Below are 17,599 nucleotides of genomic sequence, written 5' to 3'. Positions count from 1 at the left end.
CCTTATACTGATGTTATCTGTTTAAGAGCCTAACTTATGATGCAATATCTCAGATCAGAAGTTCTGACATTGGAGGAATAAAGTTGATCGTTTACGTAGATTTGATCTTTCTTTTGAACCTCCTAATGGATGGAGCAATGCTGTATACTTGCGCCAAAATACGAAAAATTAGGCTTGTCTGGTGGAGGCTACTGTTATCTGCAGCTATCGGAGCTTCCTATGTTTGTATGATGTTTTTCCCTGAGCTATCCTTCTTATACACATTCCTAGTGAAAATTAGCTTTTCCTTGCTGATGATTGCAGTTGCGTTTCCATATGGTAGCTTTCTAAATTATTTACGCAATCTATCAGTTTTCTATGTTGTAAACTTTGTTGCTGCAGGAGGGATATTAGGAGTTAAGTATTTATTGCAAAATTCAAGTGATGTCGTAAACGGTATTCTCTATACCCATTCAGGTGGAGGAGATTCTGGTGTACAGGTTGGCCTGACATTCATCGTAATACTGGCCTGCATTATGCTATTATTCATTCGCAAAGTATTTGCTAGTCAGAGACGGCGAGAGCAGATCGTGAACTATTTAGCCACGGTGGAGGTTCATATTGATCAATTTGTTTCTACATGCACTGGAATGATCGATACAGGTAATCAACTCCATGATCCACTTACCCGAATGCCCGTTATGATTATGGAGGTTACCACATATGAAGGATTTATTCCAAGTGATTGGGTTCATCATATTCGTTCATCAAGGGGGGATCAATTAATAACGGATTTAATCGTAGAATCAACTGAATGGCAAGATCGTCTGAGATTCGTTCCTTATCGAGGTGTGAATCGGAACACGCAGTTTATGCTGGCGATTAAGCCAGATAAGGTTATCGTTACATATAACAATCAGCAAATCGTAACGGAAAAGGTCCTTATTGGATTAGACGGTGGAGTGTTAAGTCGTGATCATACTTATCAAGCTATCATTCATCCAGCTTTGGTTGCTGAGGGGTAATAACCCAATGTAACCTGAAATTATTGTAAAAGATAAAACAGGGAGGAAAGCAGAATGCTTGTAAAATGGAGACTCTGGTTGCAAATTCGTTATTATCACCTTCTGGTTGTATTACGTCTAAAAGGTGATGAGGTTTACTATATTGGAGGCAGTGAAGCATTACCTCCCCCATTAAGTAAAGAGGAAGAAGAATACTTACTTGATAAGCTTCCAAGTGGAGATACGGCTATACGCGCTATGCTAATAGAACGTAATCTGCGTTTGGTTGTCTATATAGCTCGTAAATTTGAAAATACAGGAATTAACATAGAAGATTTGGTGTCGATTGGAGCAATTGGTCTTATTAAAGCTGTTAACACTTTTGATCCTGAAAAGAAAATTAAGCTTGCTACATATGCTTCGAGATGTATCGAGAATGAAATTCTGATGTATCTACGGCGCAACTCCAAAATCCGTACTGAAGTATCTTTTGATGAGCCGCTTAATATTGATTGGGATGGGAATGAGCTACTCCTTTCAGATGTACTGGGCACGGAGAATGATACCATATATCGGAATATAGAGGAGCAGGTAGATCGTAAACTTTTGCAAAAAGCTCTAGATAAATTGTCTGAGCGTGAACGGGTGATTATGGAATTACGCTTTGGCTTGCAGGATGGTGAAGAAAAAACACAGAAAGATGTCGCTGATTTATTAGGTATATCACAATCGTACATATCAAGGCTCGAAAAAAGAATCATTAAACGACTACGAAAAGAATTTAACAAGATGGTGTAAGCGAATCCAAGCTAGACTAATATTGAAGTTAAGCGTTTGCATTCTGATTTGTGTTAGCGGAAATAGACATAAAGTGACATAAAGCTGCGCATAAAAAAAACCTTCGAGGAGATAATTAACAGTAATGTTTCTCCTTGGGAGGTAGTTGCTTGTGACACGTAATAAAGTCGAGATCTGTGGTGTGGATACCGCCAAACTGCCTGTACTGACGAACGCAGAGATGCGTATATTGTTCACTGACCTACAAACGAAACATGATCGAAGTGCGAGGGAAAAATTAGTTAACGGTAACCTTAGATTGGTGCTAAGCGTCATTCAACGCTTTAATAACCGCGGTGAATTTGTAGATGATTTATTCCAGGTAGGCTGTATTGGATTAATGAAAGCAATTGACAATTTTGATTTAGGTCAGAATGTGAAGTTCTCTACGTATGCCGTCCCTATGATCATTGGTGAAATAAGGCGATACTTAAGAGATAATAATCCGATCAGAGTATCCCGTTCGCTTCGAGATATTGCTTATAAGGCTTTACAAGTTCGTGATTCGTTAACGAATATGAACTCACGTGAACCAACGATTTATGAAATATCAGAGGCACTGGGCGTACCTAAGGAAGATGTTGTCTTCGCACTTGATGCGATACAAGATCCAGTGTCTTTGTTTGAACCGATATATCATGACGGTGGTGATCCGATTTATGTCATGGATCAAATATCCGATGAACGTAATAAAGACATGTCATGGATTGAAGGTATTGCTTTACGAGAAGCTATGCGTAAGCTCGGTGATCGAGAGAAAATGATCTTATCCATGCGTTTTTTTGATGGGAAAACTCAGATGGAAGTTGCAGATGAAATCGGTATTTCACAAGCACAAGTATCACGACTTGAGAAATCGGCTATTTCTCAAATGCAAAAGCATGTGAAGTCGTAAGAAATTTTAAGACATTTTGCCTATCCTCCACATATACTAGTAAAGAAGAATGCTCTGAAGCCTTCAAAAACTCTAGGATATGTGGTGAAAGCCTTGAAAATATCAGATTTTCAAACGAAGGATGTCATTAATATCATCGATGGAAAGAAGCTTGGACAGGTTAGTGACTTAGAGTTAGATCTACGTCTAGGGAGAATCGATGCCATTATTGTACCTACACAAGGAAAGTTTTTTGGGCTATTCGGTGGTAGTGCTGATGTAATTATTCCGTGGAAGAATATTGTGAAAATTGGTTTAGATGTTGTTTTAGTGAAGCTTGATGAAGGCAGATTATATCGTACGAATGAGGAGAACGAATCTTCTTCCTCTTCTTCTTCGTATGATTACAGTAAGCAATATCGTTCGTAATATAAAAGCACTTAGTGAGCGGCGGATAGTATCGCAGCTCACTGGAGTGCTTTTTTTAGTGAATAAGAGAGTGTGAAACCGTTTCTTCTTGGTGATATAGAGTTAATAACTTTCAAATCATAAATTCTAGGTATCACTTTAAGAAACGCATCCGCCCTTGTAAAGACGGTGAAACTGTTTCTTCTTAGTTAATCAGAAAGTATAAAAACGGAAATTCATTAGTTGTTGTGGTAAACTAGTTAGGAACGTAATGGAGCTTATGACAAGTTAGTCAGGAGTAGGAGGACAAGCATGAAACAGGGAGAACCTTTTGTAAGAACGGAACAACCCAATTCACCCGTACTTTACCTGCTTCAAGCCTGGATGGAACAATTCCCATTTATCACTGCAGGAATGACTTCGCGAATTGGGGGGACTAGTAAAGTTCCGTATGAATCGCTTAACCTTGGACTCCATGTAGGTGATGATCCAGTTGATGTTATAGCTAATCGAGAGCTTTTGGCTAGATCAATTGGGATGCCTTTTGAGTCCTGCACATTCGCAGAGCAAGTCCATAAGAATAAGGTAGCCGTTGTGACTAAGGCTGAGCGAGGTAAAGGAAGAATAGACAAGGAGAACGCAATCCTTGATGTAGATGCAATGGTAACAGCAGAACCAGATATAAGTTTATGTGTGATGTATGCAGACTGTGTACCACTATATTTCGTGGACCCTGTTCGTCAAGTCATTGCGGTTTCACATGCAGGATGGAAAGGAACTTCACTCGATATTGTGAGGCATACGATTCAGACCATGAAGCAGACATATGGATGCGATCCAGCTCATATTAAAGCGGCAATTGGGCCTTCAATTGGTGAATGCTGTTACGAAGTCAATCAGGATGTAGTTGATCAAATGGCACATACCGTCGACATAGCACCTCGCTTGTCAATTAATCCCAATAAGTATATGCTAAACTTACAAGAAATTAATCGTTTGTTGATGCTAGAAGCAGGAATTATGTCATCCAATATCGAAATATCAAAGTTGTGTACAAGTTGTCATACTGATCAGTTATTCTCCTATCGTGCAGAAGGTGGTACAACGGGTAGAATGATTGCTTGGCTTGCTATTAAACAGTAATTAAACAACATGATTGAAACGCTAAGATTCAGGAGTTGACAGTGATGAATTTAGAGGAACGAATTAACCTTGTCAAAGAGCGGATTGATGCTGCTTGCGCCAGATCAGGTCGAGATTCAGCAGATGTTCAATTAATAGCCGTAACTAAATATGTTGGTGTCGAAGAAACTAGAGCCGTATTTGACCAGGGACTCAAACATATCGGTGAGAACCGGTGGCAGAATGCCAAGGACAAGTGGGAACAATTAAATGATCGTGGAATATGGCACTTTATTGGTCATCTACAAACAAATAAGGTTAAGGATATCATAGGGAAATTCACTTATATTCATTCTCTTGATCGGCTTGCATTAGCAGAGGAAATAGAGAAGAAAGCAGCTGCTTTAGGAATTCAGCAAAACTGCTTTATTCAGTTGAATGTTTCTGGGGAACAGTCCAAATATGGTTTAGAGCCTGATCAATTGCATGAATTTGTAAATCAACTTAGACAATTTTCACATATTCATATTGTTGGTTTAATGACAATGGCGCCTTATGAAATGGAAGCAGAAGCGACTAGACCCGTATTTCGGGAGCTAAGACGCCTACGTGATGAGCTGAATGAATCAGGGATACTGAATTATCAGGTAGAGCATCTATCTATGGGAATGTCAGGCGATTTTGAAGTGGCAATTGAGGAAGGGGCAACTTGGGTCAGAGTAGGCAGCGCAATACTATAAAGAAAGGGAGAGATTAATAATGGGAGTTTTCAAAAAAGTGATGAACTATCTGGGACTACAGGAAGAGGAAGAAGAGTTCTTAGAGGAACAAGAGAGACTACAATCGCAGCCTCAATCACAATTTCAATCTCAATCTCAGAATCAGATCGAAGAAGAATTTGAAACCACACCGTTCGAATCACGTATGAAGAATAAAAGCAATGTGGTATCCATTCATTCAACTAAAAATTCAAGAGTCGTATTGTTTGAACCACGTTCATTTGATGACGCACAGGAGCTTGCAGATCACTTGCGTTCAAGACGTGCCGTTGTTGTGAATATGCAGAGAGTTCGTTCTGATGTTGCGATGCGTATTGTTGATTTTTTGAGTGGAACAGTGTATGCTTTGAACGGTTCAATTTCCAAATTAGGGCCAAGTATTTATTTGTGCACACCGGATTCAATGGAGATTCAAGGCACTATATCTGAAATCATGAATGAGTTGTAAGATCAAGACTAAAGACATCAATTTGAGGTGAGTATGTGGGATTTGTTCAAGATATTGTTTTAACATTACTGAATATCTATAGATACTTAATTATTGGGTATATTTTACTGTCATGGGTACCTAATGCTCGTGATAGTTTTATCGGGGAGTTCTTAGGTAAGGTAGTTGAACCTTATTTGTCAGTATTTCGTAAGTTTATTCCGCCGCTTGGTATGATTGACTTTTCACCGATCGTGGCGCTATTTGCTTTGTATTTTATCCAAATCGGGGTTGCTCAAATATTCTTGTACCTATAGGTGATCGTTATGTATAAGGATATTTACAATCATTTTCACCCTGATGAACGTCATTTTGTCGATCGAGCCGCAGAGTGGGTAGCTGGGGCAGCTGAGCTACATGCTGTCAAACGAACTGATTTTCTTGACCCAAGACAAGCTAACATATTAACTACACTTGTTAATCGGGAATTGAATGTGCACTGTAGATTTGATGGTGGTTACCAAGAAGCTGAGCGCAAGCGTGCGATTATTGCTCCCGATTATTATCATTTAGATGATGACGATATAGGTATTGAAGTACTCGCGATTACATCAGCAGATAGTAAGTTCGAAACACTTGCACATGGAGATTTCATGGGGGCTGTATTAGGGCTTGGGATGAAAAGAGATAAAGTAGGCGATATTCATGTTCATGAATCATTCTGTCATATTTTGATCGCATCGGAAGCGATTAATTATATGCATCTACAGCTCTCTCAGGTACATAGGGCGCATGTTCAGACTGAAGTCTTGCCCTTGTCCATGCTTCAAACCGTGAGTCCACGATTGGAAGAAATGAGCTTTACGGTTGCTTCGCTGAGGCTCGATGGGATTATAGGTGATGCTTACCGGCTATCACGTGCTAAGGCATTGATTCCGATTCAAGCGGGTCGATGTCGTGTGAATTGGAAGCCAGAGCTGAGCCCAAGCAAAGAGCTAAAAGCAGGCGATGTTGTTTCTATGCAAGGTTTTGGACGATTTAGAATCCTTGAAGTTGAAGGCATGACGAAAAAGGGAAGAATTCGAGTGAAAATCGGAAAATACTCCTCTTAATCGATATTAATATACCTTTAATTAAAGGAATTCTTTTTTTTCTGTCGAAATTAGAATTATAACCGATATAAGTATAAGGGAGTTTTAATTTCAGGAGGTGCACCAATGTCGTTAACACCATTAGATATTCATAATAAAGAGTTTTCCAGATCCTTCCGAGGTTACGATGAAGACGATGTTAATGAATTTTTGGATCAGGTGATTAAAGATTATGAAGCCTTGATTCGGGAAAATAAAGAGATGCAAGCTCAAGTCGTTTCATTAGAAGAACGATTAGGGCATTTTTCCAACATAGAGGAAACTTTAAGTAAAACGATTATTGTCGCTCAAGAAGCAGCTGATGAAGTGAAGAATAATTCCAAGAAGGAAGCACAGTTAATAATTAAAGAAGCAGAGAAGAATGCGGACCGAATTATTAACGATGCACTCGCTAAATCTCGTAAAGTTGCAATCGAAACAGAGGAATTAAAGAAGCAAGCTTCAATATTCCGTATGCGTTTTCGTACTCTGCTCGAAGCACAAATGGAGATTATTGGCGGTGAAAGCTGGAATTCATTTGAAGAAGCTGCATCTGCTAGAGCGGATGAATAGAGCATATTGACTATAGGAGAATCGGGTAATTCTGTTATCAATTACGCGGTGGAAACGATTCATAACAGCTTTGTTTACATAATGGAACGAAGGTTTTTATTCGGTTGTTTTAACTAGGGTGGTACCGAGAGTCAACTTCTCGTCCCTTTTGGGATGAGGAGTTTTTTGTTGTTAAAGAATCTAAATCGCTATGTGATGTCTACAAAGCAAATGGTATAGCTATTGAAGTACTAGTAGCCAAAGGTGATAAATGTGAGCGCTGCTGGATAGTAACCCCTGAAATCGGACAAAATGATGAGTATCCAACACTTTGCGTAAGATGCTCGCAGGTAGTTGATACACATTATAAAGAATAGACCTAAAGAAACGGATACCCCGTCCTATTGGACGAGGCCGTTTCCTAATTGTGCATATCGCAGATTATTTATCGTTGCTCAATAGACCGAGGTTATTCTTCTGTCCATTGTTCAGGTTCGAGCAAGGATTCTCCTTCACCACTATGCATGTAATCGTAGTATTTTTTATTGCGAATAACAGACAATTGCTTCCCGTATAGATCTGTAGCTAAGAAGCTCTCGAATGGTTCAACGAAACCATCATTCTCATCGGCATCGACATACATTTCGTCATATGAGGTAACCTCACGATTTTCTGACATTGCAGGTGTATTAGATGTTCCCCAGCTTGCGACTACTTGCCAGGTGTCCTCGCTATCAAAAGCATTAAGTTCAGGTGATTCATCGAGACCAATATTGCCATAAGACAAGCCTGAAACTTGTTCTTCTACTGGTCTGCGATCTGAAGTTTCTCTGCTAAGCGTATGCTCTTTGCAATAAAGCGTTGTCGGTATGGCTTGAAGTCGCTCGAATGAAATTGGCTTATCGCATGTTAAACATACACCATATGTGCCAAGAGCTATAGCCTCTAGTGCATCATTGGTCTCTTCTAACTGTTCTTCTGCGCTCTCATTTAATGCAATGTCTTTCTCTCGTTCGTACAGTTCGCTGGCCAAATCGCCAGGGTGGTTGTCGTACGAAGATAGCTCACCCGTGTTCTCGGCTAATGAATCTGATAATCCAAAGGAATGATTATCATGTGCACGTTTCTCAAGACTTTGTTTCTCGTTTAAGAGCCATTTTTTCAGCTCTAGGAGCTCATGATTAGCTAAATGTTTCATGTTGTAGTTGTGCAGCTCCCTTCTTATGATGTAACCTTATAAGTAGTGTGAGCTTAGCGAACTAATTTTAGTTATATAGAATTTATAAAATTTGGTAATTATCTCTAAATGATATAATTTCTTCTAAAAGACTGTAAGCTATATGAATTTTAAGGAGGAAGAAAGCTTGGTTTATTATCTTATTGCGTTCATTGTGATATTGGTTGATCAGTTATCTAAATGGTTAATTCGAGAATATATGACGTTAGGTGAATCGATTTCGGTAATAGGTGAGCAGTTTTTTCAGCTTACATCGCATCGAAATCGAGGAGCAGCATTTGGTATTATGCAGGATCAGCGTTGGTTTTTCGTAGTTATAACAATTGTTGTCGTTATCGGAGTCATTATTTTCTTGCAAAAAATTAGAAACACCGGTAAACGTCTACTTCCGCTTGCACTTGGTCTCATCTTAGGCGGAGCTATTGGTAATTTTATCGATCGTTTACTATTTGGGGAAGTAACGGATTTTTTCCATTTCCGCTTTGTATTCGATCTGTTCGGTAAGCATATAGATTATGAGTATGCGATATTCAATGTGGCCGATTGTGCAATTGTGATAGGCGGTATTCTTTTTGTACTAGATACCTTATTAGTATGGCGCGAGGAAAACAAGGAGAACAAACAGAATGAAGTCAGAGGGAGTAAGAATGAGTAGTCAAACATATAACAATACGAATAAGTTCGATGAGCTAAATGAAGAAGAAATGCAACAGTGGGTAATTGATCAGCAAGCTGCTGGGGAACGAATGGACAAGTTTATGGCCGAAAGTCTTGAGGATGTTTCTCGAACTCAGGTACAAATGTGGATTAAAGATGGACATGCTAAGATTAATGGCGCAAATGTTAAGTCTAATCATAAATTATCTGCGGGCGAGACCATTACTTTACTAATTCCAGAACCAGAGGCTGCAGAAATTATGCCAGAATCCATTGAACTTAACGTTGTTTATGAAGATTCGGATGTAATTGTCGTTAATAAACAGCGGGGGCTAGTCGTTCATCCTGCTGCAGGTCATCAGAGTGGTACGCTTGTGAATGCGCTGCTTTATCATTGTAAAGATTTATCCGGCATTAATGGCGTTATGCGTCCGGGCATCGTACACCGGATTGATAAGGATACGTCAGGGCTGATCGTAGCTGCCAAAAATGATAAAGCACATGCTGACTTGGCAGCGCAGTTCAAGGCACATACAGTTAGTCGAAAATACATTGCGCTCGTACAGGGAAATTTAGCCCATGAACAAGGCACAATTGATGCACCTATTGGACGTGATCCTAATGATCGGAAGCTGTTTACAGTTACGGAGAAAAATGCGAAGCATGCCGTCACACATTTCTCAGTCATAGAACGGTTTGGTGATTGTACACTTGTCGAGCTAAAGCTTGAAACCGGTCGTACGCACCAAATTCGGGTTCATATGAAGTTTATCGGACATCCTTTAGTAGGTGATCCTGCATATGGTCGTACCAAAACGGTTCAGAGGATTACGATGGATGGTGGGCAGGCACTACATGCAGCTGTATTGGGATTTGTACATCCGCGGACACAGGAGTTCATGCAGTACGAGGCGCCACTACCAGATGATATGACACGATTATTGGAATCGTTACGTTTAAGATAGAAGCTCGGTAATTCAATTAATTAAATAAGTTTGTTGACTTTTGACGTTTAAAATGCGATAATTTTTTTCGAGTTAAATAGTACCTTTAAAAACAGTCCAGAGAGGCTGGCAAGGTAAACGATCTGAACAGAATAGATTTTTTGGTACCTGTTGGGGTGACTACTACTTCATGCAGGGAGCACAAAGTCTGATGAGAGTCATGAATAGCTCGCTTGTGCAAGCGCACAACGAATTATTATAGCTCTGGTACTGTTATGACCAACCCTTGCCACCAGCGGCAAGGGTTTTTTTGATTGAATAAATCGCTTTGGCTCAAAATTAGATTCAGGGAGGAATACTCTTTGGCAGATTCGACAATGCATGCAATTATGGATCAAATGGCAATACGAAGAGCTTTGACTCGTGTATCTCATGAAATTTTAGAAAAGAACAAAGGTGTAGACGATTGTATACTAATCGGAATACGGACGCGTGGTATTTACTTAGCTAGGCGTGTCGGCGCACTGATATCAGAGATTGAAGGTGTGACTCTTCCTGTTGGAGAGATTGATATTACTTCTTATCGGGATGATCGCGTCAAGGTAAATGCGGTTGAAGAAGTTAATAGAGGTGGGTTTCTCCCCATAGAAGAGAAGAAGATTATTTTGTTTGACGATGTACTCTTTACTGGACGTACTGTGAGAGCGGCGATGGATGCACTCATTGATTTAGGACGTCCTGAAATGATTCAACTGGCTGTACTAGTGGATCGTGGACATCGCGAGCTACCAATTCGTCCAGATTATGTAGGTAAGAATGTTCCTACATCCAAAACAGAGAAGATCGAAGTGTTACTTTCTGAAATCGACGATCAAGACGCAGTTATGATACAGCAGCACCTTAGGGGGAATCAACAATGAGTATCGTAGAGACAGAATTAAGAAGAGGTGCACATCTACTTGGGCTAAAAGGTATGAGTGCAGCTGAGCTTACAAGCATATTAGATCGCGCAGCTTACTGGGAGCAATATCCGAGCAAGGTAGCTAATGTGCTGAATGGTAAATTTGTAGCTAACATGTTTTTTGAGAATTCGACTCGTACACGTACTTCGTTCGAGATGGCAGAGAGGCGTTTAGGTGCTGAAGTGATCAATTTCTCCGCTGCTGAGTCATCTGTGCAGAAAGGTGAATCCATCTACGACACTGTTCGTACTGTGGAATCGATGGGAATCGATGTGGGTGTCATTCGACTTAAACCAATTGGTCTACTTGCTGAGATGGCTAAGAAAATTAAAGTACCGCTAATCAATGCGGGTGATGGAAACAATGAACACCCAACACAAGCGTTACTTGATTTATATACGATGCGTAAACATTTTGGACATATTCAAGGCTTAACAGTATCGATCATTGGAGATATACAGCATAGCCGAGTGGCACGCTCAAACTTATGGGCATTGCAAGAGCTTGGCGCTGAAGTACGTCTCTGCGCTCCAGACAATATGCGATGCGAAGAGCTAGCAGCTTATGCACCTTATGTAACAATGGAGGAAGCACTACGCTCTGATGTGGTCATGATGCTCCGCGTACAACTAGAGCGTCACGATAAAGGAATGCTTCGCTCTGCAGAAGAGTACCGTGCACAATATGGCTTAACGGTTGAACGTGCTGCGACTATGGCATCTCATGCGATTATCATGCACCCTGCACCAGTTAATCGTAATGTAGAGATAGATGATGAGCTAGTTGAGCATCCGAAGTCTCATATCTTTGCGCAAATGAGTAATGGAGTACCGATTCGAATGGCAGTTATTGAGCGAGCACTGAATTAAGTCGAACTTAGGAGGCAAAACATGGGCACGTGGATTGTAAACGGAACAGTAGTTGAAGCTGATAACAAGCAAGTAACAAAGCATCTTTTGATCGAAAATGGCAAAATTGCAGCAATCAATAACGGTGACCTTGGAATGCCTGACACAACAGGACATGAAGTGATTGATGCTCTAAATAAGTTAGTATCTCCAGGATTTATCGATATGCATGTACATTTACGTGAACCTGGATTTGAATATAAAGAAACAATTGCAACAGGTACAAGATCCGCTGGTCGTGGTGGTTATACGGCAATCGCTTGTATGCCTAACACAAGACCGATACTTGGCACACCTGAAACTGTGAAATTTGTACAAGATAAAGCAGAGACTGAAGGAAACGGTGTAAGAGTACTGGTCTATGGTAGTATCACAGTGAACGAGCTAGGCCGTGATTTAACAGACTTTCAGGCGATGAAAGAAGCGGGAGCAATTGGATTTACGGATGACGGAGTGGGTGTACAGAATGCTCAGGTCATGAAGAATGCGATGAGTCTTGCGAAGTCAATGGACATGCCAATCATTGCTCACTGTGAAGATGATTCACTTGTAGTTGGAGCACCAGTAGCAGAAGGTTCTTTTGCAACAAAGCATGAACTTAAAGGGATTCCTAATGAATCTGAAGCGATCCATGTAGGTCGTGACATTCTACTAGCTGAAGCAACAGGCGTTCATTACCATGTATGTCATGTATCTACAGAGCAATCGGTTCGATTAATTAGACAAGGTAAAGCAGTTGGTGTTCATGTGACTGGCGAAGTTTGTCCGCATCACTTACTACTATCTGAGGAAGATATCCCTGAGCTTGATGCAAACTGGAAGATGAATCCACCTCTTCGTTCTGCAAAGGATGTTGAAGCTATGATTCAAGCAGTTGAAGATGGCACGATTGATATTATCGTTACAGACCATGCGCCTCATAGCGAGGAAGACAAAGCCAAGGGCATGCAAGCAGCTCCATTCGGAATTGTTGGTCTTGAAACAGCATTTCCGCTCATGTATACGAAATTTGTCGCAACTGGCCGATGGACTCTATCATTTTTGCTCGATAAAATGACTATAAAACCTGCTGAAGTATTCGGTTTACCTTGGGGGCAGATAGCAGTAGGTCAAGAAGCGGATTTAACTATTGTTGACTTAGAAACAGAGAAAGCAGTAAATCCGGATGAATTTTTAAGTAAAGGTCGTAATACACCATTCGTAGGTTGGAAGCTTAAGGGATGGCCGGTTATGACTATGGTAAGTGGAAAAATCGTTTGGTCGGAATAGACCTCTATATAAAGGAGCTGAACAGGATGCAGGCAAAGTTACTACTTGAAGACGGCACGTTGTTTGTCGGGAAATCTTTCGGCGCGGAAGGTAATTCCGTTGGAGAAGTTGTATTCAATACAGGTATTACAGGTTATCAAGAGGTATTATCAGATCCTTCCTACTGTGGACAAATCGTTACAATGACTTATCCATTAATCGGTAACTACGGAATTACACGCGACGATTTTGAATCAATGCGTCCCTATATACATGGCTTTGCTGTAAGACAACATGAGGAATCACCAAGTAACTGGAGATCGCAGTTAACACTAGATTATTTATTGAAGGAATATGGTATTCCTGGTATCTCAGATATTGATACGAGAATGCTAACACGTAAAATTCGTCAGTACGGTGTTATGAAAGGCCTTCTAACTACTGCTGATTGCTCAGTTGCTGAACTTCAACAAATGCTGAACGCAAAAGAGCTGATGATCGATCAAGTAGCACGTGTATCCACGAAGAGTGTATTCAGTGCTCCAGGAACTAAAGAGCGAATCGTGCTTGTAGATTACGGCGCGAAGAGCGGAATTATTCGTGATTTGTCCAAACGTGGTTGTGATGTGATTGTAGTGCCACAGGATACTACAGCTGAACAAATTCGCAGATTGATACCTGATGGTGTTCTACTATCCAATGGCCCTGGGGATCCGAAGGATGTACCTCATGGCGTAACAATGATTCAAGAGCTGCTTGGTGAGTTTCCGATCTTCGGGATTTGCTTAGGACATCAATTGTTCGCCTTAGCAGGCGGTGCAGATACAGAGAAGCTTAAGTTTGGTCATCGTGGTGGAAACCACCCAGTGAAAGATCTTCAGTCAGGACGTTGCTATATTACTTCACAGAATCACGGTTATACGGTTATGACTGATTCAATAGAAGGAACAGATTTGATTGTTACCCATATTAACAACAATGATCGTACAATCGAAGGCTTACGTCATAAGAAGCATCCTGCATTCTCAGTACAATATCACCCAGAAGCGGCTCCTGGACCATTTGATTCATCCTACTTGTTCGATGATTTCATTCAAATGATTCGTGATTCTAAAGCTCAGAATCCAGAGGCACCTCGTCAATCGCAAATGCTTGCAGCTTGGCAACAGAAGAATAAAACACAGTCTGCGGAAGGAGAACTTCACTATGCCCAAAAATAATAAGCTTAAGAAAATATTAGTGATCGGCTCTGGTCCGATTATCATCGGTCAAGCAGCAGAATTCGACTATGCAGGTACACAAGCCTGTCAAGCATTGAAGGAAGAGGGGATGGAGGTTGTCTTAATCAACTCCAACCCGGCAACAATTATGACAGATACGAATATGGCGGATAAAGTTTATATTGAGCCTATTACGCTAGAATTCGTAACCCAAATTATTCGTCAAGAACGCCCAGATGGTTTATTGCCAACTCTTGGTGGTCAAACGGGACTTAACATGGCAGTTGAGCTTGCACGCGCAGGTGTTCTAGAGAACGAGAATGTGAAACTTCTTGGTACTCAATTAACTGCAATCGAGAAAGCAGAGGATCGCGACTTATTCCGCGAGCTTATGCGTGAGCTTGAGCAGCCTGTACCTGACAGTACAATTGTAACAACAGTACAAGAAGCGGTTGATTTTGCTGAAGAAATTGGCTTCCCGATCATAGTTCGTCCGGCTTATACGCTTGGTGGAACAGGTGGCGGGATTTGTGATACACAGGAAGAGCTTGTTGAGATTGTTAAATCAGGTCTTCGTTACTCACCAATCGGCCAATGCCTAATTGAGAGAAGTATCGCAGGTATGAAGGAAGTTGAATACGAGGTTATGCGTGACGCTAACGATAACTGTATCGTTGTGTGCAACATGGAGAACTTCGACCCAGTCGGCGTACATACAGGTGATTCAATCGTAGTTGCGCCGAGCCAGACGCTATCCGATCGTGAATATCAAATGCTACGTGCTGCTTCACTCAAAATCATTCGTGCGCTTAATATCGAAGGCGGTTGTAACGTACAATTCGCACTTGATCCGCAATCATTCCAATATTACGTAATTGAAGTTAACCCGCGTGTAAGTCGCTCATCTGCACTTGCTTCTAAAGCAACTGGATATCCGATTGCGAAAATGGCAGCGAAGATTGCGATTGGTTATACGCTTGATGAACTAATTAACCCTGTTACAGGACAAACATATGCATGCTTCGAGCCTACACTGGATTATATCGTTTCGAAAATTCCACGTTGGCCGTTCGATAAATTTACAAGTGCTAATCGTAAGCTTGGAACTCAAATGAAAGCAACCGGCGAAGTTATGGCGATCGGACGTACATTTGAAGAATCTATTCACAAAGCTATTCGCTCACTCGAGATCGGTGTTCACCGTCTATTCTTGAAGGAGACAGATTTGATTGATCAAGAAACACTTGATTCACGTCTGAAGAAGCCTGATGATGAGAGATTGTTCCTTATCGCAGAAGCATATCGTCGTGGATATACAATCGAACAGCTACACGAGCTTACGAATATTGACTGGTGGTTCTTACAGAAGCTGTATAAGATGATTACATTCGAAGAACAGCTTAAGGCTGTGGAATTAACACCTGAGCTTCTGCTTGAAGCGAAGCGTATGGGATTTACAGACCGTGCAATCGCAGAAATTCGCACGCTTGCTGGACTTCATTCTGCTACGAACGAAGCGGCAATTCGCTCAGATCGTATTAGTAAAGGAATTAAACCGGTCTACAAAATGGTTGATACTTGCGCAGCTGAATTCGAAGCTACAACACCTTACTACTACTCCACTTATGAGCAAGAAGATGAGGTAATGGAGTCGTCCAAAGAGAAAGTGATTGTGCTTGGTTCAGGACCAATTCGGATTGGACAGGGTATTGAGTTCGACTATTCCACAGTACATGCGGTATGGGCAATTCAAGCTGCTGGATATGAAGCTGTTATTATTAATAACAACCCGGAGACAGTATCAACAGACTTTAACACATCAGATAGACTTTATTTTGAACCGTTATTCTTTGAAGATGTAATGAACATCATTGAACGTGAGCAACCATTCGGTGTTATCGTACAATTCGGTGGACAAACAGCGATTAACCTTGCTGCACCATTGTCCAAAGCAGGCGTTCGTATCTTAGGATCTGATCTAGACTCCATTGATAAAGCAGAAGATCGTAAGAGATTTGAAGCTTTGCTTACAAGCCTTAATATTGCACAACCTCCTGGTGGCACTGTAACTTCAGTTGACCAAGCAGTAGGAACAGCTTCGAAGTTCGGATATCCGGTACTGGTTCGTCCTTCCTATGTTCTAGGTGGACGTGCGATGGAAATCGTATACTCTGACGAAGAGCTACTAAGCTACATGGAGTACGCAGTAACGATTAATCCAGAACACCCCGTATTGATTGACCGCTACATGCTTGGTAAAGAAGTAGAGGTTGATGCGATCTGTGATTTAGAAACTGTCCTTATTCCAGGAATTATGGAGCACATTGAGCGTGCAGGGGTTCACTCAGGTGACTCGATCGCAGTGTATCCTCCACAATCGTTATCAGATGAAATTAAACAGAAGATCATCGATGTAACAGTCAAAATTTCACTTGAACTCAAAGTTGTAGGTCTTGTGAATATCCAGTTCGTTATTTATAAGGACGAAGTGTATGTGATTGAAGTAAATCCACGTTCATCAAGAACAGTACCATTCTTGTCCAAAGTAACGAATATTCCAATGGCGAATGTAGCGACTCGTGTCATTATGGGTCAAAAGCTATCGGAGATGGGTTACTCAACTGGCTTATGGCCAGAGGATGATTGTGTATCAGTTAAAGTTCCTGTGTTCTCATTCGCTAAACTACGCCGTGTTGATACAACACTCGGACCTGAGATGAAATCAACAGGTGAAGTAATGGGACGCGACGTGAACTTTGCAAAAGCCCTTTATAAAGGTTTGGTTGGTGCAGGTATGAAAATACCGCCAACTGGTAACATTATTGCAACTATTGCCGATAAAGATAAAGAAGAAGCAATTGAGATCTTCCGTGGCTTCTCAAGTCTTGGCTACAAGATTATTGCAACTGGCGGTACAGCTAAAGCATTCGAAGAAGCTGGCTTAATCGTTAACACAGTCAATAAGCTTAGTGAAGGATCACCGAATATCCTTGATATGATTCGCAGTGGCGAAGGACATATCGTTGTCAACACATTAACTAAAGGTAAAACTCCACAACGAGACGGATTCCGTATTCGTCGTGAAGCAGCAGAGAATGGTGTTGTATGTCTGACTTCCTTAGATACATTCAGAGCTTTATGGCACATGTTAGAAGCGATTAACTTCACTTCTAAAGCAATGCCAATACATCTAAAACAATCTTAAAATGTAACAGGGTAATTAAAGCGGGTGAGTATGGCTTGACGATATCAGCAAGATGTCGCGAATAGCCATGCAGCCCGCTTGTATTGTGAATATGAGGAGGCAAATA

At 41.0% G+C, this 17,599-nt stretch carries 19 protein-coding genes; 18 read left to right on the top strand and 1 reads right to left on the bottom strand.

Annotated features, from left to right (window positions below; translation table 11 throughout):
* The first annotated feature begins 83 nt into the window (after positions 1 to 83).
* The 11 genes from spoIIGA (at position 84) to AC1DOK_RS17470 (ending at position 7,489) form a co-directional block, all read left to right on the top strand.
* Positions 84 to 1,004, top strand: a complete 921-nt coding sequence (spoIIGA, locus tag AC1DOK_RS17520) for a sigma-E processing peptidase SpoIIGA (RefSeq protein WP_477555585.1) — start codon at positions 84 to 86, stop codon at positions 1,002 to 1,004.
* A 54-nt stretch (positions 1,005 to 1,058) separates the two neighbouring features.
* Positions 1,059 to 1,781: an RNA polymerase sporulation sigma factor SigE gene (gene sigE, locus AC1DOK_RS17515; protein WP_477555584.1), complete on the top strand. Its 723-nt coding sequence runs from the start codon at positions 1,059 to 1,061 to the stop codon at positions 1,779 to 1,781.
* Between the two features lie 151 nt (positions 1,782 to 1,932).
* On the top strand, positions 1,933 to 2,715 hold the full coding sequence (gene sigG, locus AC1DOK_RS17510) for an RNA polymerase sporulation sigma factor SigG (RefSeq protein WP_477555583.1): 783 nt from the start codon (positions 1,933 to 1,935) through the stop codon (positions 2,713 to 2,715).
* 93 nt (positions 2,716 to 2,808) lie between these two features.
* The gene (locus AC1DOK_RS17505) at positions 2,809 to 3,123 is read left to right on the top strand and encodes a YlmC/YmxH family sporulation protein (protein WP_477555582.1); all 315 of its coding nucleotides are present in this window, start codon (positions 2,809 to 2,811) and stop codon (positions 3,121 to 3,123) included.
* 291 nt (positions 3,124 to 3,414) lie between these two features.
* On the top strand, positions 3,415 to 4,245 hold the full coding sequence (pgeF, locus tag AC1DOK_RS17500; protein ID WP_477555581.1) for a peptidoglycan editing factor PgeF: 831 nt from the start codon (positions 3,415 to 3,417) through the stop codon (positions 4,243 to 4,245).
* A gap of 44 nt (positions 4,246 to 4,289) precedes the next feature.
* The gene (locus AC1DOK_RS17495) at positions 4,290 to 4,964 is read left to right on the top strand and encodes a YggS family pyridoxal phosphate-dependent enzyme (protein ID WP_477555580.1); all 675 of its coding nucleotides are present in this window, start codon (positions 4,290 to 4,292) and stop codon (positions 4,962 to 4,964) included.
* Positions 4,965 to 4,983: 19 nt separating this feature from the next.
* Positions 4,984 to 5,451, top strand: coding sequence for a cell division protein SepF (locus AC1DOK_RS17490; RefSeq protein ID WP_477555579.1), 468 nt, complete (start codon positions 4,984 to 4,986; stop codon positions 5,449 to 5,451).
* 35 nt (positions 5,452 to 5,486) lie between these two features.
* Positions 5,487 to 5,747: a YggT family protein gene (locus tag AC1DOK_RS17485; protein ID WP_477555578.1), complete on the top strand. Its 261-nt coding sequence runs from the start codon at positions 5,487 to 5,489 to the stop codon at positions 5,745 to 5,747.
* Between the two features lie 9 nt (positions 5,748 to 5,756).
* Positions 5,757 to 6,542 (top strand): YlmH family RNA-binding protein, encoded by a 786-nt coding sequence (locus tag AC1DOK_RS17480; RefSeq protein WP_477555577.1) that lies wholly within the window; start codon positions 5,757 to 5,759, stop codon positions 6,540 to 6,542.
* Positions 6,543 to 6,647: 105 nt separating this feature from the next.
* Positions 6,648 to 7,133, top strand: a complete 486-nt coding sequence (locus AC1DOK_RS17475) for a DivIVA domain-containing protein (protein WP_477555576.1) — start codon at positions 6,648 to 6,650, stop codon at positions 7,131 to 7,133.
* Positions 7,134 to 7,348: 215 nt separating this feature from the next.
* Positions 7,349 to 7,489 carry a zinc finger domain-containing protein gene (locus AC1DOK_RS17470; RefSeq protein WP_477555620.1) on the top strand — a complete coding sequence of 47 codons (141 nt, stop codon included), beginning with the start codon at positions 7,349 to 7,351 and terminating at the stop codon, positions 7,487 to 7,489.
* Between the two features lie 92 nt (positions 7,490 to 7,581).
* Here the strand turns inward: AC1DOK_RS17470 and AC1DOK_RS17465 are convergent, their stop codons facing one another.
* Complete coding sequence (locus AC1DOK_RS17465; RefSeq protein WP_477555575.1) at positions 7,582 to 8,310, bottom strand: TraR/DksA C4-type zinc finger protein; 729 nt, start codon at positions 8,308 to 8,310, stop codon at positions 7,582 to 7,584.
* 166 nt (positions 8,311 to 8,476) lie between these two features.
* Here AC1DOK_RS17465 and lspA point away from each other — a divergent pair, with 166 nt between their 5' ends.
* From lspA to carB, 7 genes are all read left to right on the top strand, one after another.
* Complete coding sequence (lspA, locus tag AC1DOK_RS17460) at positions 8,477 to 9,004, top strand: signal peptidase II (protein ID WP_477555574.1); 528 nt, start codon at positions 8,477 to 8,479, stop codon at positions 9,002 to 9,004.
* Between the two features lie 49 nt (positions 9,005 to 9,053).
* The gene (locus AC1DOK_RS17455) at positions 9,054 to 9,971 is read left to right on the top strand and encodes an RluA family pseudouridine synthase (protein WP_477555619.1); all 918 of its coding nucleotides are present in this window, start codon (positions 9,054 to 9,056) and stop codon (positions 9,969 to 9,971) included.
* Between the two features lie 356 nt (positions 9,972 to 10,327).
* Positions 10,328 to 10,870, top strand: a complete 543-nt coding sequence (pyrR, locus tag AC1DOK_RS17450) for a bifunctional pyr operon transcriptional regulator/uracil phosphoribosyltransferase PyrR (protein WP_477555618.1) — start codon at positions 10,328 to 10,330, stop codon at positions 10,868 to 10,870.
* The gene (locus AC1DOK_RS17445; RefSeq protein ID WP_477555573.1) at positions 10,867 to 11,781 is read left to right on the top strand and encodes an aspartate carbamoyltransferase catalytic subunit; all 915 of its coding nucleotides are present in this window, start codon (positions 10,867 to 10,869) and stop codon (positions 11,779 to 11,781) included. Before pyrR ends, AC1DOK_RS17445 begins: the two co-directional genes overlap by 4 nt.
* A gap of 21 nt (positions 11,782 to 11,802) precedes the next feature.
* Positions 11,803 to 13,089, top strand: coding sequence for a dihydroorotase (locus tag AC1DOK_RS17440; RefSeq protein ID WP_477555572.1), 1,287 nt, complete (start codon positions 11,803 to 11,805; stop codon positions 13,087 to 13,089).
* Between the two features lie 26 nt (positions 13,090 to 13,115).
* Positions 13,116 to 14,288, top strand: coding sequence for a glutamine-hydrolyzing carbamoyl-phosphate synthase small subunit (carA, locus tag AC1DOK_RS17435; RefSeq protein ID WP_477555571.1), 1,173 nt, complete (start codon positions 13,116 to 13,118; stop codon positions 14,286 to 14,288).
* Positions 14,275 to 17,493: a carbamoyl-phosphate synthase large subunit gene (gene carB / locus AC1DOK_RS17430; protein WP_477555570.1), complete on the top strand. Its 3,219-nt coding sequence runs from the start codon at positions 14,275 to 14,277 to the stop codon at positions 17,491 to 17,493. Before carA ends, carB begins: the two co-directional genes overlap by 14 nt.
* Positions 17,494 to 17,599: the final 106 nt, after the last annotated feature.

It is taken from the genome of Paenibacillus sp. P5_B5 (genome assembly GCF_056400365.1).
This window is presented reverse-complemented; position numbering and strand designations above follow the sequence as displayed.

Excerpts from the sequence above, each read along its gene's own strand:
- sigE (WP_477555584.1), top strand. The coding sequence starts at position 1,059 with ATGCTTGTAAAATGGAGACTCTGGTTGCAAATTCGTTATTATCACCTT.
- pgeF (WP_477555581.1), top strand. The coding sequence starts at position 3,415 with ATGAAACAGGGAGAACCTTTTGTAAGAACGGAACAACCCAATTCACCC.
- AC1DOK_RS17495 (WP_477555580.1), top strand. The coding sequence starts at position 4,290 with ATGAATTTAGAGGAACGAATTAACCTTGTCAAAGAGCGGATTGATGCT.
- AC1DOK_RS17490 (WP_477555579.1), top strand. The coding sequence starts at position 4,984 with ATGGGAGTTTTCAAAAAAGTGATGAACTATCTGGGACTACAGGAAGAG.
- AC1DOK_RS17480 (WP_477555577.1), top strand. The coding sequence starts at position 5,757 with ATGTATAAGGATATTTACAATCATTTTCACCCTGATGAACGTCATTTT.
- AC1DOK_RS17475 (WP_477555576.1), top strand. The coding sequence starts at position 6,648 with ATGTCGTTAACACCATTAGATATTCATAATAAAGAGTTTTCCAGATCC.
- AC1DOK_RS17465 (WP_477555575.1), bottom strand. The coding sequence starts at position 8,310 with ATGAAACATTTAGCTAATCATGAGCTCCTAGAGCTGAAAAAATGGCTC.
- AC1DOK_RS17455 (WP_477555619.1), top strand. The coding sequence starts at position 9,054 with ATGCAACAGTGGGTAATTGATCAGCAAGCTGCTGGGGAACGAATGGAC.
- pyrR (WP_477555618.1), top strand. The coding sequence starts at position 10,328 with ATGCATGCAATTATGGATCAAATGGCAATACGAAGAGCTTTGACTCGT.
- AC1DOK_RS17445 (WP_477555573.1), top strand. The coding sequence starts at position 10,867 with ATGAGTATCGTAGAGACAGAATTAAGAAGAGGTGCACATCTACTTGGG.
- AC1DOK_RS17440 (WP_477555572.1), top strand. The coding sequence starts at position 11,803 with ATGGGCACGTGGATTGTAAACGGAACAGTAGTTGAAGCTGATAACAAG.
- carA (WP_477555571.1), top strand. The coding sequence starts at position 13,116 with ATGCAGGCAAAGTTACTACTTGAAGACGGCACGTTGTTTGTCGGGAAA.
- carB (WP_477555570.1), top strand. The coding sequence starts at position 14,275 with ATGCCCAAAAATAATAAGCTTAAGAAAATATTAGTGATCGGCTCTGGT.